The organism is Bacillus sp. BHET2 (genome assembly GCF_005938125.1).
Classification (GTDB): domain Bacteria; phylum Bacillota; class Bacilli; order Bacillales; family Bacillaceae_B; genus Rossellomorea.
In genome coordinates this window covers 234928-247796 of record NZ_VCQN01000004.1, presented here as the reverse complement: position 1 = coordinate 247796, position 12869 = coordinate 234928, and the positions used below count along the sequence as shown (strand labels likewise).

General features: G+C 42.1%; 17 protein-coding genes. 8 read left to right on the top strand and 9 right to left on the bottom strand.

All coding sequences use genetic code 11. The features are described 5' to 3' along the window. Window positions 1-13: 13 nt before the first annotated feature. Window positions 14-889: a LysR family transcriptional regulator gene (locus FGG79_RS16375; RefSeq protein ID WP_138780292.1), complete on the bottom strand. Its 876-nt coding sequence runs from the start codon at window positions 887-889 to the stop codon at window positions 14-16. A gap of 181 nt (window positions 890-1070) precedes the next feature. On the opposite strand from FGG79_RS16375, the gene FGG79_RS16370 reads away from it, so the two are divergent. Continuing rightward, window positions 1071-1607 (top strand): flavodoxin family protein, encoded by a 537-nt coding sequence (locus FGG79_RS16370; RefSeq protein ID WP_138780290.1) that lies wholly within the window; start codon window positions 1071-1073, stop codon window positions 1605-1607. Between the two features lie 87 nt (window positions 1608-1694). Then, window positions 1695-1982, top strand: a complete 288-nt coding sequence (locus FGG79_RS16365; RefSeq protein ID WP_138780288.1) for a hypothetical protein — start codon at window positions 1695-1697, stop codon at window positions 1980-1982. 61 nt (window positions 1983-2043) lie between these two features. Here the strand turns inward: FGG79_RS16365 and FGG79_RS16360 are convergent, their stop codons facing one another. Beyond that, window positions 2044-2472, bottom strand: coding sequence for a MarR family winged helix-turn-helix transcriptional regulator (locus FGG79_RS16360; protein WP_138780286.1), 429 nt, complete (start codon window positions 2470-2472; stop codon window positions 2044-2046). 167 nt (window positions 2473-2639) lie between these two features. Between FGG79_RS16360 and FGG79_RS16355 the strand changes: the two genes are divergently transcribed. Beyond that, entirely contained in the window at window positions 2640-3062 is a 423-nt protein-coding gene (locus FGG79_RS16355) for an organic hydroperoxide resistance protein (RefSeq protein WP_138780283.1), read from the top strand. A gap of 138 nt (window positions 3063-3200) precedes the next feature. Next, window positions 3201-3611, top strand: coding sequence for a VOC family protein (locus tag FGG79_RS16350; protein WP_138780281.1), 411 nt, complete (start codon window positions 3201-3203; stop codon window positions 3609-3611). Between the two features lie 150 nt (window positions 3612-3761). Here the strand turns inward: FGG79_RS16350 and FGG79_RS16345 are convergent, their stop codons facing one another. From FGG79_RS16345 to FGG79_RS16325, 5 genes are read right to left on the bottom strand one after another with little or no spacing between them, the layout of a single operon-like run. Then, entirely contained in the window at window positions 3762-4400 is a 639-nt protein-coding gene (locus tag FGG79_RS16345) for a Crp/Fnr family transcriptional regulator (protein ID WP_138780279.1), read from the bottom strand. Beyond that, complete coding sequence (msrB, locus tag FGG79_RS16340) at window positions 4397-5539, bottom strand: peptide-methionine (R)-S-oxide reductase MsrB (RefSeq protein WP_138780278.1); 1143 nt, start codon at window positions 5537-5539, stop codon at window positions 4397-4399. Before msrB ends, FGG79_RS16345 begins: the two co-directional genes overlap by 4 nt. Beyond that, a complete protein-coding gene (locus FGG79_RS16335) occupies window positions 5536-6588 on the bottom strand; it encodes a sensor histidine kinase (RefSeq protein ID WP_171050978.1) in 1053 nt (350 codons plus the stop codon). The genes msrB and FGG79_RS16335 overlap by 4 nt, the downstream gene beginning before the upstream one ends. Continuing rightward, window positions 6578-7285, bottom strand: a complete 708-nt coding sequence (locus FGG79_RS16330; RefSeq protein ID WP_138780274.1) for a response regulator transcription factor — start codon at window positions 7283-7285, stop codon at window positions 6578-6580. The genes FGG79_RS16335 and FGG79_RS16330 overlap by 11 nt, the downstream gene beginning before the upstream one ends. A 13-nt stretch (window positions 7286-7298) precedes the next feature. Continuing rightward, window positions 7299-7913: a DM13 domain-containing protein gene (locus FGG79_RS16325; protein WP_171050977.1), complete on the bottom strand. Its 615-nt coding sequence runs from the start codon at window positions 7911-7913 to the stop codon at window positions 7299-7301. Between the two features lie 164 nt (window positions 7914-8077). Here FGG79_RS16325 and FGG79_RS16320 point away from each other — a divergent pair, with 164 nt between their 5' ends. The 3 genes from FGG79_RS16320 to FGG79_RS16310 all read left to right on the top strand — a co-directional run bounded on the left by FGG79_RS16320 (window position 8078) and on the right by FGG79_RS16310 (window position 10241). After that, a complete protein-coding gene (locus FGG79_RS16320) occupies window positions 8078-9160 on the top strand; it encodes an MBL fold metallo-hydrolase (RefSeq protein WP_138780260.1) in 1083 nt (360 codons plus the stop codon). A gap of 58 nt (window positions 9161-9218) precedes the next feature. Then, window positions 9219-9761, top strand: a complete 543-nt coding sequence (locus FGG79_RS16315; RefSeq protein WP_138780258.1) for a DUF6944 family repetitive protein — start codon at window positions 9219-9221, stop codon at window positions 9759-9761. 207 nt (window positions 9762-9968) lie between these two features. Then, entirely contained in the window at window positions 9969-10241 is a 273-nt protein-coding gene (locus tag FGG79_RS16310; protein ID WP_138780256.1) for a spore coat protein, read from the top strand. Between the two features lie 86 nt (window positions 10242-10327). On the opposite strand, the gene FGG79_RS16305 is transcribed toward FGG79_RS16310, so the two are convergent. Further along, on the bottom strand, window positions 10328-11311 hold the full coding sequence (locus tag FGG79_RS16305) for an LLM class flavin-dependent oxidoreductase (RefSeq protein ID WP_138780254.1): 984 nt from the start codon (window positions 11309-11311) through the stop codon (window positions 10328-10330). Window positions 11312-11534: 223 nt separating this feature from the next. Next, entirely contained in the window at window positions 11535-12383 is an 849-nt protein-coding gene (locus FGG79_RS16300; protein WP_138780252.1) for a VOC family protein, read from the bottom strand. Window positions 12384-12549: 166 nt separating this feature from the next. Here FGG79_RS16300 and FGG79_RS16295 point away from each other — a divergent pair, with 166 nt between their 5' ends. Next, complete coding sequence (locus FGG79_RS16295; protein ID WP_138780250.1) at window positions 12550-12864, top strand: winged helix-turn-helix transcriptional regulator; 315 nt, start codon at window positions 12550-12552, stop codon at window positions 12862-12864. Window positions 12865-12869: the final 5 nt, after the last annotated feature.

Genomic DNA, 12869 nt, shown 5'->3' with positions numbered 1-12869 from the left:
AAAATTTTGATAGTTAATCGGTTAAGGATGAAATCAATTGATTTATTGGAGGTGTCAGCCATTTCTTTTTTTGGTATACAATTTGTGTATAAACAATTATATTCTCAAGATCAAAAGGAAGCTGAACCACCTTACCACTCTCGATTTCTTTATTCACTGCGATTGCAGGTAAGATGGCAAGTCCTAAATCGTCGGCTACACACTGCTTGATTGCCTCTAAACTGCTAAAGGAAATCACTGATTTTGCTTGCACATTTTCCTCTTTCAGCAATTGCTCCAGGAGCACTCTGTAAGAGCACCCTTCCTCCGTTAAAATCAGAGTTTCCGATTCAAGCTCTAGAAGATTCATCTCCTCCATTGCACATAAGTGATGTTTCGGAGGTGCGATCATAACGAGCTGTTCCTGTCGAATAGGAATCGTAGTCAATTCCGGATGCTCCACATACCGGTCCAGCAAAATGGAGAGGTCGAACTTCCCTTCAAGGGTACCATCTTTAAGATTGGGACAAAGCCCCGATTCTAATAGAATCTTTAACTCAGGGTGATGTTCTTTCAATTGCTTAATATAGGGGGTGATGAAGTAGGCAGCTAATGATTCCACCGTCCCCACACGGAGAGTTCCCCGAAGATTGCTTTCCTTCGATATCCGCTCCTCCGCTTCATCTAAAAGGGAGATGATCTTTTCCACATAATAATAGAGCTCTTCACCGGATTGTGTCAGGCGCATTTTCCGTCCCACGCGCTCAAATAACTTTATGCGGTAATGCTGTTCCAGTTTTTTTATTTGAGTTGTCACACTCGATTGGGCATAGCCCAGCTCTTCACCAGTCTTTGTATAACTTCCCCACTTAGCCACTTCTTTAAAGGTATATAAATAATTCAAATCCATGCTGTTCCTCCATCATTTTTTTCGATAGTTAGTATCGATTATTATAGATAACTTTAATCCTTCAATCAATGGTATACTCCAATCCAACGTAACATTTCGGAGGTTCACGATGACTCAACTTCAAAAAACATTTCCAATGCATATGTATGTGCAGAATGAATTCATAGAGGAGTGTTAAGGAATGAAAATATTAACCCTTTTAGGAAGCACAAGAAAAAACGGTAATTCTGAATTTCTTGCCAGGAAAATCGTTGAAGGGACCGACCATACCATTGTCTCACTTGCTGATATGCATATCGAGCCAATCGAAGACTTACGACATACAGAAGGTGGTTTCCTGCCAGTCAATGATGATTATGAACAACTTGTTCAATTAATGGAGAATCATGACGTAATCCTATTTGCCACACCGCTTTATTGGTATGGAATGAGTGGCCCAATGAAAAACTTTTTTGATCGATGGAGTCAGTACCTGAGGGATGAGCGCTTTAACTTAAAGGAAGAGCTTACGAAGAAAAAAGCATATGTAGTAATCACCGGTGGAAGCACTGCAAAAATTAAAGGTCTTCCTCTCGTACAGCAGTTCGGTTATATTTTTGAATTCGTCAATATGGAATTTGCAGATTATATGATTGGTGCGGGAGTAAAACCTGGTGAAATCGTGAATGATCTCGCTGCCCTTGAAAAGGCAGAGCGTTGGAATGCATCGTTTAAATAATCAATGATCCCTTTTAGGGGTCATTTTTTTTGTTAATTCAAATACGTTCGGGACATAGTATAAACAAAACGGTAAGGGAGGTGCTTCATGGATTTTCCAACGATTCACACTAATATCTGGGATGCTGTCATCGCAATTCCGATTATTATCGTGTTCACACAACTTATTAAAATCTTCTTCAAACCTCCTGCTTTCTTAGTACCGAATATCGCCGTCATTCTCGGCCTCCTCTTCTCCATTTTCATCAGTCATAAAGGACATCTTGCAACTGGAATCTTCATGGGATTCTTTTATGGGTACGCGGCGATTGGAAATTATGCTTCTTTAAAGACAACGGTGCTTGCTTACCGGAGGGAAAAGGAGACTTCTCGATAAGTGCTGAAAATGGTTGTTTAAAGTTAAAGAAAAGGATGGCTATGCCACCCTCAACTCTCCATTATTTCTGCAATTTCCCCAAGATTGTGGTCAATGTACGATCCAACTGCTCTAACTCTTCCCCTTCCATTTCTAGCCTCTCCACTAATCGACTGGGCACACAAGCCGCTTTATCCTCCATCGCCTCGCCTTTTTTGGCAAGAGTGATGACCACGCTTCTCTCATCCTCCACAGAACGCCTACGCTCAACCAGTCCGTTTGCTTCCATTCTTTTCAGCATTGGAGTCAATGTACCCGAATCCAAGAATAGCTTTTTCCCCAATTCTTTCACAGATATCGTTTTCTCTTCCCATAATACCAACAAGGCCAAATATTGAGGATACGTCACGCCGATTTCTTCCAGTAACCCTCTGTAGAGCTTGGTGATCTCACGTTCTGCCGTATAAATTTTAAAGCAGATTTGATTTTCTAATAAAAGTGGATTATTCATGAATGACCGTCCTTTTCTTGTACATAATAATTGTGATTATCATACACAAATAAACCTCGGTTATCAAATTAAATTGCACACAATTAAATTGTTGACAATTAATACTGAAGGTTTTATTATAGTATTGTACTAATTAATTGCACACAACTAAAAGAGGAGTGAACGAAATGAATGCATTATACACAGCAAAAGCGACCGCTACGGGTGGTCGTGCAGGAAAAGTGACAAGCAGTGACGGAGTGTTGGATATCGGTTTGGCCATGCCTAAATCACTTGGAGGAAACGGATCAGAAGGATCAACGAATCCAGAGCAGCTTTTCGCAGCCGGATATGCCGCTTGTTTCGATAGCGCACTTAATTTAGTTGCTCGTCAGGAAAAGAAACGAATCGAATCGAACGTAACAGCTGAAGTTTCCATAGGCAAAGATACAGACGGCGGATTTAAATTAGCAGTGGTATTATCAGTCGCTGTTAACGGAGTTGAACTAGACGAAGCAAAGCAGCTAGTTGATAAAGCACACGGGGTATGCCCTTATTCCAAAGCTACCAACGGAAATATTGAAGTTGAATTGCAAACTGAATTATTTTAATGAATGAACGTGGATAGGCACTCTTGCTGCCTATCCCTTTTTATTTATCAGAAAACGAACATTTGTTCTTGTTTTATTATTGTTCAATGATTTATACTAAAAGAGTACTAAAATACATGCGAACTGGAGTGGAGAAATATGAAACATCAGGCTACACCTTATTTTAGTTTCGATGGTCAAGCAAAGGAAGCATTAGAGTACTACAAAGAAGTGTTTGAAGGGGAAATCCTTAGCGTCATGACTTTCGGCGAGGCGGATTTTCCAAGCCCTCCGGAAATAGCTGAGCATATCATGCATGCTCAATTCAAAAAAGGGGAACTTTTCTTCATGATGTCTGACAGCTTTCCTGGCCAGGCACCTACTGCAGGAAATCATATCTCACTTGTCCTTGAACTGGAAAGTGAAGAGGAAATCCATACTTATTATCGTCGTTTAACTGAAAAAGGCACAGTTGTTATGGAGCTTCAGGACACTTTCTGGGGTGCCCTCTATGCAAAAGTGAAGGACCCCTACGGAATCAATTGGGACTTGAATTATACGAAAAAATAACTTTCATAAGGGCTACTGCCATATCGTCCTGTCAGTAGCCTCTTTTCTCCTCTAAACAACTACATGGCTACATTTTCTTCAAGTGATAAACAGTAAGGAATCACCCTCCAACAATCGCGCTCCACTTAAACAGATGATGAGTGACAGACCCTAATAAAGGTCCGTCACTCTCATAATATGATAGTACTTATCGATTTTTTTGATATGTCCTTCTGTTATCAGTTCTTTTGTGAGGCTGGTTACCGTTTCTCTCGTTGACCCTATGAAGTTTGCGATGTCTTGGTGGGTGAGGGGGACATTGATTTTGATCAGCTTTCCTTGTTTATCTCCAAAGCTTTTCATCAAAAAGGACATGAGATGGAGGATTCTTTCTTTTACAGGTGCATACATGATTCGTTCCAAGAACATGTTTCTTTGCTTCATATGGTGATTTAGGGCTGAATATAGCTCTGTCATCACCAGTGGATGAGTGAGGCGTAAGTTATCTACCTGTTTAAGGGATAGAACACACACTTCTGTTGGTTCGATCGATTCAGCATACACGCCTTCATCGTCCAGGCTAAAACGTGGAATATTACTAAAAAACTCCCCCGCCCCTAGTACAGTAAGGATGGTGTTACGCCCATCCTCGCTGTTTTTGTATAGTTTTATTTTCCCTGACTGGATCATATATAGATTTTCCCCTAAAGAAAAAGGCTGAAAGATAACTTCCTTTTTCGAGTAATTCACGAGTTTCCCCAGGAGCTTCTGTATGTTCGAAGCAGGTCGCAATTGGGAAGCAGAATTCATGATGTCCCCTCCTCATTCATTTCAAATTGAGACACAAAGTCACCATATCCCTGTTCTTCAAGCTCAGCTTTCGGCACAAAACGAAGAGCGGCAGAATTCATACAATATCTTAATCCCGTTGGTTTCGGACCATCGTCAAATACATGCCCCAGGTGTGAGTCCGCATGTTTACTTCTGACTTCCGTTCTTGACATGAACAGTCCCCGGTCCTCTACTTCTACAATGTTGTCTTCAACAAGTGGCTGTGAGAAACTTGGCCAACCTGTTCCACTTTTGAATTTATCTTTCGAGCTGAACAAAGGTTCACCCGAAATAACGTCCACATATATACCTTCCTCTTTGTTATCCCAATACTCATTGTTGAATGCTTCCTCTGTTCCCTCTTCCTGCGTGACCTGGTATTGAATATCTGTCAGCTTTTCTTTTAATTCTTTGTCCGTATATGAAGGGTAGAGAGAGTTGGTTTCAAGCTTGATATGTCGATCATCCCCCCAAGCTTCATCCAAGAAATCATCTCTGCCTGAGTTACTTCGGTAAAACTTATAACTCAATTCATTTTTCTTATAATAATCCTGGTGGTACTCTTCCGCTTTGTAGAACGTATTCGCCGGTTGGATCTCCGTTACTATTTCTTCTTCAAAGCGACCTGAGTCTGTTAGTTCTTGTTTTGACTGCTGCGCCATTTGTTTCTGTTCCTCATCATGATAGAAAATGCCGCTAACATATTGAGGACCACGATCAACGAATTGTCCACCTGCATCGGTCGGATCGATTTGTCTCCAGAACACCTTTAATAACTGCTTATACGTAATCACTTCAGGATTGTACTCCACTTGAACGGCTTCCACATGTCCTGTTTGTTTGGAAGATACTTCATCGTAGGTTGGATTCTTTTCCTCACCACCTGTGTATCCCGAAATGACAGCGTACACCCCATCCAATTTCTCAAAAGGAGGCTCCATGCACCAGAAGCATCCTCCTGCGAAGGTAGCGATGGCATGTTCTTCATCGAGCATATCTGTTTTCACTGCTTCACTCCCCAAAGACTTCTGGGTCACACTAGCATATAATTTCGGTCCAAAAAAAGCTGTAAGACTCACTACGAGTACCAAGCCAATTCCGATCATCACTTTTTTCATTTTCTCTCCTCCTCGATATTTTCTAGAGGTAATTGAAACCAAAAGGTGCTTCCTGACTTTCCATCACTCTCAACCCCAATTTCCCCGCCGTGAAGTTGAATGATTTCTCTGCTTATGGAGAGTCCGAGGCCTGATCCTCCCCCCGCTTTATTCCTAGACTTCTCTACCCGGTAGAATCGTTCAAAGATTGAAGCCTGTTCTTGAAGGGGGATACCCTTTCCTTGATCTGTCACGGAAAAGACCATCTGCTCCCCTTTCTTCACTGCCCGGATGTCCATAGAAGTATGATCCGGTGAAAAAGATAGAGCATTTTGGATAAGATTCGTCATCACCCTTTTTATTTGTATGGGCATTAAAGGGACCTGAGGCAAGTTTTCATCATATTCAACTTTCACTTCCATCCCTTTCTCCTGTAATACCCGCTCGAATTGCTGTATGGTTTCGATGAGAAGCTTATCTATAAGGGTACGCTCAGGATTCCAAGAAAGCTTTCTGTTCTCCAGCTGAGAAAACTCCAACACCTCTTCAATCAATACACTTAATTTTTCCGTTTCTGACAGTATCGTTTCATAATAGCGTTTCCGCGTTTCCCGATCTTCAATAATGTCATCATTCAAAGCAGCTACAAACGAATGGATCGACGACAAGGGAGTTCTGAGATCATGAGAGACATTGGCGATCAGTTCGCTCTTAAACTTTTCCGATTCCTTCAATTCCTCAAACATCCCTTCGATCCGAGTGGACATATGATTAAAGTTAGCAGCCAGTTCTTTAATTTCCTGCGGGCCTGTTTCTGTCACTTTCACATCAAAGTCACCCCGTGCCATCCTCTCCGCTTCCTTGCTCATCTGCTTCACAGATATTAACAGCGGGGAAGTGATCATCAAATTCACAGCAAAGGATAATAGCCCCGCTCCCATCGTAATGATAGAAAGGAGAATAATGATATCGGTTGAAATAAACATTTGGATATAGGAGATGGTGAGAAATACAAGAATCACAACCAAAGAAATCGTATTGGCTAAAATGAGCAGCGTTCTAATTTTCATATGATTGATTCCCCTCAAATTTATACCCAATTCCCCAGACTGTTTTAATCCATTTAGGTTCAGATGCATCTTCCTCTATCTTTTCCCTTAACCTACGAATATGGACATTAATGGTATTCGCATCTCCCAAATACTCGTATCCCCATAACGTTTCGATCAGTTGGGATTTGGAAAACACCTGAGAAGGGTGTTGTGCCAGTAAAGATAACAACTCAAACTCTTTCACTGTCATCTCAACTTCCTGCCCTCCTGCAATTACCTTACGTTTATTTCGATCAATGAGTAGTCCACTCCAAGTCAGAACCTCTCCCCTTTCATCCTTTGCAGGTGCAGAGTAGGTCCTTCTTAACACATTTTTCACCCGAAGCAGTAGCTCACGAGGGCTGAATGGTTTCGTGACATAGTCGTCCGCCCCTATTGTGAGCCCGTAAATCCGGTCCTTCTCTTGTCCGAGTGCTGTTAGCATGATGATGGGGGTATCGTGGTCCTCTCTTATCTTCTCGGCTACCTGCCACCCATCCATTTCAGGCATCATGATATCGAGGACCACAATGTCCGGATGAAATGTTTCATACCGCTCGATTGCTTCTTTACCGTTAAAGGCTGTGCTCACTTCGTAGCCTTCTCGCACCAGATAGCGTGAACATACATCAACAATATTTTCTTCGTCATCTACTAACAGCACCTTGTTTGCCATTTTAAACGCTCCTTTACATCTTTGAACCTAATTCTGCACTTCCGAAATCAACATTAAATTGCTTGCACCAAATCACAATTTTCATCCCGGCTGATACGGATTCGCCTTTAGGAACCTCATAATTTTGATTACCCATGTTCCCTTTTAATTCGCCAAGGGAAACCCCATCCTTTGTTTCTTGACCTTCCTCTACTAAGTAAACGTAAAGATCCGGCCCATTGGTCACTTCAAAATCTTCCAATCGAATATTTTTATCTGACACCATCACGCTGCCTTTTGCAGTATGACCAGAATCTGCTCCTGAAAATGTTCCCATTAATTCATCTGTTTTCATTGTATCCTTTGTCATGTCATCTGACGAAGATGAATCGGTTTCTTCCATTGTTTCGTCTTTCATGTCATCTTGCTCTTCCATTGTGTCGTCATTCATATCTTCTTGATCCATCTTTGAATCACCTGACATGGCATCCTTCTCTTCCATAGTGTTCTCTTCTTCTTCATTCATATTTGAGTGATCTGACATTACAGGGGCCTCATTCACTACCTTATCTAAAAATAGCGGAGAGACAAGCCACCATCCCACTCCAAGAACTCCTACTACCACTAGTCCAATCATCCATTTTTTCATTGTAATCATTCCTTCCTTTAACAATTAACGTTAGTATAAAAAACAAACCTTATGGATTCATAACGAAAATCTTAATTAATCCTTAATTGTGAATTCCCTTCTTTTTGGACAGTTCCTATCTAATCTGAGATAGTAAAAGATATCTCACAAAAAGGAGAATCTCCATGATTATTTCACTGATTTCACTTTTAACGATCTTAATAATAGGTTTCTTGGTTGTACGGTATTATCCGGCATTCGGGGGAAAGCCTGCACAGGAGAAAGTTCAATCATCTTCTCAGTATTCACAAGACTCCTTTCAAAATTCAGTTCCAACTTCCATGGATACAAGCCTCTCAAGCACTGTTTCAATGTTTCGCGATCTTTTAATAAGAAATCCTAACCGCAAACCCCATGAAGATCTTCCAAGAGTGGACTTCCCTTCTTTTCAGCATCCCTATCCTGTCACGAATGTTACGTGGTTTGGACATTCTGCATCGATGATCGAGATTGATGGGAAGAGGCTTTTACTTGATCCCATGTTTGGAAAAACACCCTCTCCAATTCCTTGGTTTGGCGGGAAACGGTATAGCAAAGACCTCCCCTTTCAATTAGAGGAGCTGCCCTCCATCGATGCAGTGATTTTTTCTCATGACCATTACGATCATCTCGATTACGGCACCATTAAAAAGCTGAAGAATAGAGTGAAGCAATTCTTCGTCCCGATTGGGGTTGGAAGTCACTTGGAGCGATGGGGAATAGATCCGCTTCATATTACAGAACTTGATTGGTGGGACAAGTTAGAGTGGAACGGATTGACTTTAGTCTGTACCCCTGCAAGACATTTTTCCGGTCGAAGCCTGAATGATCGAAATGCTTCTTTATGGTGCTCGTGGTGTATCATCGGCAAATCGTCAAGAATTTTTTTTAGCGGAGATAGCGGATATGGATCCCACTTTAAAGAAATCGGACGAGAATATGGTCCCTTCGACTTGTCCCTGATGGAATGTGGTCAATATGACCCCAGATGGGCACCCATTCATATGCTTCCGGAAGAGACAGTGCAGGCACATATAGATGTTCAGGGGAATTGCCTTCTCCCTGTTCATTGGGGGGCTTTCACGTTATCTTTTCATGATTGGACAGATCCGATTGAACGAGTGACGAAAAAAGCTAATGAAATGGGAATACTCGTTACAACTCCAAAAATTGGTGAGACATTTCTTGTAGAAGAGGGTGCCTATCCGGATTCAAAATGGTGGCTATGAACATACAATCGCCTAGTTGTATACAATATCTAAGAACTTTAAAGTAGGCGATTATACTATGGGCAATAAGCAGAAAGCCACGTTTGGAGCATGGGTTGCAGCCATCGGGACCGTCCTCGCCGCTATTGGCAGTACCCCCATCAAGAGGATTCCCAAGGATACCCTTAATGCGTTCAGTCTCATAGGAAATGAAATGCAGGGCACAGGAAATGCACTTGAAGCAGATGCCATAGATGAATTCACCCTGACGAAAGCTGGAAATCAAATTCAAGCAATCGGGAATACCACCGTCATAGCAGGAATTGTCATCGATTTCAACGAGATCCTAAAACAGGAGCTTAATATTAAAGGAAATCTCCTTCAAGCGCTGGGAGGTTCCGCTGCCCTCTATGATTCATTCAATGAAGAACATACAGTTGAGGAGCTGTTTTCAATTTACGGAAATCTCTTACAGATTATTGGGAACTCCCTTCAAGCCATTTCCGGTATCCTCGAAATCAATGGTAAAGAAAGTGGGAAACTCAATGTAGTGGGCAGTTGGATTCAAGCGATCGGTTCCATTATTTCTGCACTCGTCCAAACAGAGGAACCCGCAACATAAAGTTGTTTTACATACTCATACTTTGAGATTGTGGAGCAACTTGAATAGCTGCTCTACATGTATGACCGAAACGATCTATAAGAAGATTTCCTGATAAAAACATGAACCGGGTACATTTTCTTAAAATCTTGTTGTCTGGGCGAACACCCATACCATTCCTCCCCTAATCGAATACTCATAACCATAGAGAGAGAGGAGGTTTTGGCTATGAATGATTTTCAGACTTTCAGTAATGAATCATATGTGGATTTTACTAATGTCCGTCGCCCAGTCGGGCGTGTGGGGTTCGGCAGGCCTGGATTCGGATACGGAGGATTTGGGAGAAGGCCATTCGGATTTGGATACCCGTTTCTAGGAGGGCTTGCTGGAGGGCTGCTAGGAGCCAGCCTTTTAAGTCCATACGGGTACGGTTATGGATATGGTTACGGTTACCCACCACCTTATTACGGGTACCAGCCTTATCCATATCCTTATTATTAATGAAACGAAAGAGATAAGACTGGAGCCGGTTCCCCTAACTAAGGGGAACCGGCTCCTTCTATTTCTTTCTATAAAGGCAGGAATAGCTATCCGTTAAGAACAGCGTCAGCTATTAGCTCATACGATTTTATTTTATCTTCTCTTTTTTCCACATTGGTGATGATCATAAATTCATCGGTCTGATAGACTTCACTGAGCATGTGGAGCTCTTCCCTCACTTTTTGTGGCGTTCCTACAATGGTTCTTTTCCGGTTTTCCACGATTCTTTCTTTTTCCAATTGTGTCTGCTTCCTTGCCCTTGCTTCTTCTGTCGTCGGGATTTCAGTATCCCTACCCTTTTCCACTGCCAATAACCACAAATCCTGGGTAATGGCGATCTCTTCCGCTTCCTCTTGGGTTGGTGCACAAACGACAAAGATGCACACATTACTCTTAGGCTGGGGTAAAGAGAGGGAAGGCTGGAAGTGAGATTGATAATAATCAATCGCCCTCTTCCCATTTGCTGGATTGATGAAGTGACCATATGTAAAGGCTGTACCTTGTTCAGCCGCCACTCGTGCACCACGATGGGTGATTCCCAGGATCCAGGGAATGGGTGGAGATATGACCTTGGGATAAGCTTGTACTTCCTGACCATCCACGTCATGCAAATAACCCATCAGTTCCTCGACCTGTTTCGGGAACTCATTCATACTCTTTTTCAGCCCATCCGTCAGAGCCATCCTCGTTTCATACGAACCTCCAGGGGAACGCCCGATTCCAAGATCAATCCGTTTTGGAAAAAGTGTTTCTAACACTTTGAAATCCTCTGCAATTTTGTAAGGGCTGTACTGTGGAAGGAGAACACCTCCCGATCCAACCCGGATCGAATTCGTCATAGAAGCAATATGTGATATCAACACTTGAGGTGCTGATCCAGCAAGGCCATTCGTATTATGATGTTCCGCCACCCAAAACCGTGTATATCCCAACTCCTCTGACCGCTGGGCAAGGCTAACCGTATCCTTAAACGCGGCACCCGCATCCCTCCCCCTCACAATCACTGACTGATCCAATACGCTCAACTTCATTCAAGCCACTCCCTTACAATCTAAACATAACTTCCTCTGTACCCACAATTATCACACGGAATGATCCTCAAACAAAAATCCTTGCTCGAGGGACGGACCTTGTTAGATTACAGGAATCGTGGTCACCTCATGCTGAATAGAAAAAGAATTGGCTTTGGAATAGCTTTTTAGAGGATGACGCGAAGGAGGGACGGACCTCAAAGTGAGGTCCGTCCCTCTCTCCTTACAAGCTTAAATATATTTTGTTTCCTGACGGGTCTTGGGTTAGGAGTTTACCGTTTTGCTCTTGGATGGTTGCCCCTATTGATTCGAGTTGGCTAAGGATGGTGTTTCGTTTTTCTTCGGTTGGAAAGTGAAGAGTGTACCAATTGAGACCCACACTGTTCTCAGCAGGTCTTGGAGCCCCGATCCCGTTCCAGGTATTAAGACCAATATGATGATGGTATCCACCTGTTGAGATGAATAGTGCCTGGCTTCCAAATCGACTGACTACCTCGAATCCCAGTCCTTTCCCATAGAATTCTTCTGTCGATTTCAAATCTGAAACGTGCAAATGGATATGTCCCATAACCGTACCGACAGGAAGTCCATCCCACGATTGCCCTTCTGCCTCAGTTAATATCCCACGCGCATCGATTGGGTCTACGCCCATTACAACCTGATTCCCATCCCACGTCCAGTCAGATGAAGAACGATCCCTATAAATCTCGATACCATTTCCATCTGGATCTGATACATACAGTGCTTCACTAACAAGGTGGTCAGAAGATCCAAGTTGAATGTTCAACTTGATAAAATGTTCCAGTATTCTTCCTAGATCTGCTCTATTCGGTAACAACAAAGCAAAATGGTACAAACCTGTCGTTCTAGGCTGCTTAGGTGTAACATCATCAGGTTGTTCCAACGATAATAATGGGTGTATACCGTCTGCCGTTAGAGTAGCTCTTTTCCCTGTTTGGTCTAACACTTTAAATCCGATTACTTCTTGGTAAAATGAAAGAGATTGCTCTACGTTTTGTACCTTTATATTTACTTCCCCAACAAATGTGTGTGGTTCTTTATGAAAGTTCATCTTGATTCCTCCGTTTCATTCTGACTATGATAACGTATTAATTTAATTCATTAAAACAAGTTACTTTATGTAACCTATTTTATTTTTATAACTTTATGACGTCAAGTAATTAAATTACTAGTTATACCCAAATGTGATATACTATTTAAAAAAGGAGGCGTTGAAAATGAACCAATCAGAAATTTGTCCAAGATTTGAGAAAGCGATTGGCATCTTAAGTCAACGATGGACCGCGCTCATCATTTATCAATTGCTTTCCGGTCCACAACGAAACTGCACCATCAAAGACGGCATAGGCATAAGTGGCAGACTTCTTTCTGAACGCTTAAAGGATCTTGAAGAAGAAGGAATCGTCAAACGAGACGTTTTCCCTGAAACGCCCGTGCGTATTGAGTACTCATTAACGAAAAAAGGTTATTCTTTAGAGCCCTTAATGAAAGATATAGAGAAGTGGTCCCAGGAATGGATTGAGAAGGATTGAAAACC

Excerpts from the sequence above, each read along its gene's own strand:
- FGG79_RS16375 (WP_138780292.1), bottom strand. The coding sequence starts at position 889 with ATGGATTTGAATTATTTATATACCTTTAAAGAAGTGGCTAAGTGGGGA.
- FGG79_RS16370 (WP_138780290.1), top strand. The coding sequence starts at position 1,071 with ATGAAAATATTAACCCTTTTAGGAAGCACAAGAAAAAACGGTAATTCT.
- FGG79_RS16365 (WP_138780288.1), top strand. The coding sequence starts at position 1,695 with ATGGATTTTCCAACGATTCACACTAATATCTGGGATGCTGTCATCGCA.
- FGG79_RS16360 (WP_138780286.1), bottom strand. The coding sequence starts at position 2,472 with ATGAATAATCCACTTTTATTAGAAAATCAAATCTGCTTTAAAATTTAT.
- FGG79_RS16355 (WP_138780283.1), top strand. The coding sequence starts at position 2,640 with ATGAATGCATTATACACAGCAAAAGCGACCGCTACGGGTGGTCGTGCA.
- FGG79_RS16350 (WP_138780281.1), top strand. The coding sequence starts at position 3,201 with ATGAAACATCAGGCTACACCTTATTTTAGTTTCGATGGTCAAGCAAAG.
- FGG79_RS16345 (WP_138780279.1), bottom strand. The coding sequence starts at position 4,400 with ATGAATTCTGCTTCCCAATTGCGACCTGCTTCGAACATACAGAAGCTC.
- msrB (WP_138780278.1), bottom strand. The coding sequence starts at position 5,539 with ATGAAAAAAGTGATGATCGGAATTGGCTTGGTACTCGTAGTGAGTCTT.
- FGG79_RS16335 (WP_171050978.1), bottom strand. The coding sequence starts at position 6,588 with ATGAAAATTAGAACGCTGCTCATTTTAGCCAATACGATTTCTTTGGTT.
- FGG79_RS16330 (WP_138780274.1), bottom strand. The coding sequence starts at position 7,285 with ATGGCAAACAAGGTGCTGTTAGTAGATGACGAAGAAAATATTGTTGAT.
- FGG79_RS16325 (WP_171050977.1), bottom strand. The coding sequence starts at position 7,913 with ATGAAAAAATGGATGATTGGACTAGTGGTAGTAGGAGTTCTTGGAGTG.
- FGG79_RS16320 (WP_138780260.1), top strand. The coding sequence starts at position 8,078 with ATGATTATTTCACTGATTTCACTTTTAACGATCTTAATAATAGGTTTC.
- FGG79_RS16315 (WP_138780258.1), top strand. The coding sequence starts at position 9,219 with ATGGGCAATAAGCAGAAAGCCACGTTTGGAGCATGGGTTGCAGCCATC.
- FGG79_RS16310 (WP_138780256.1), top strand. The coding sequence starts at position 9,969 with ATGAATGATTTTCAGACTTTCAGTAATGAATCATATGTGGATTTTACT.
- FGG79_RS16305 (WP_138780254.1), bottom strand. The coding sequence starts at position 11,311 with ATGAAGTTGAGCGTATTGGATCAGTCAGTGATTGTGAGGGGGAGGGAT.
- FGG79_RS16300 (WP_138780252.1), bottom strand. The coding sequence starts at position 12,383 with ATGAACTTTCATAAAGAACCACACACATTTGTTGGGGAAGTAAATATA.
- FGG79_RS16295 (WP_138780250.1), top strand. The coding sequence starts at position 12,550 with ATGAACCAATCAGAAATTTGTCCAAGATTTGAGAAAGCGATTGGCATC.